We start from the raw sequence: 378 nt of genomic DNA on the forward strand, positions 1-378 counted from the left end.
GCCTTGCACCGGCCGTCGGCGGAGAGCCCGCCGTGGGGCCGGGAGGCTGGTATGGTCCCCCGCGCGGGGGGCTGCGCCGTGTCGCGCGCCGGCCTCGCCGCCCGTGGCGCCGGCCGGCGCTCCGCGGTACTCCGAGCGGTGGGCTGCCGCGCTGCCGCGGAACCGAACGGCCGGGGACAGCGCGTCGGTCCGAGCAACCGACAGACTCGCGTTCTCCAGTGCCTGGCACAGCACCCGCTGCTGGCACCGACCGTTCGGGGCGGAGAGGCCGTTGGCCGCACCGGCCTGGTTGACCGCCGGGCCACGGACCACCGCCAGCACGGAATGACCGTGCAGCTGGCCGTCCGAGAGCCGTTCAACGAGCAGCATGTCTACGCC

General features: G+C 75.9%; 1 protein-coding gene. It reads right to left on the minus strand.

Annotated features, from left to right (window positions below; translation table 11 throughout):
• Positions 1-369: hypothetical protein (locus UK12_RS45320; RefSeq protein WP_045306985.1), on the minus strand; the 369-nt coding region annotated here is incomplete at its 3' end.
• Between the last annotated feature and the right edge of the window lie 9 nt (positions 370-378).

Origin of the sequence: Saccharothrix sp. ST-888 (assembly GCF_000955975.1) — a bacterium.
GTDB lineage: Bacteria > Actinomycetota > Actinomycetes > Streptomycetales > Streptomycetaceae > Kitasatospora.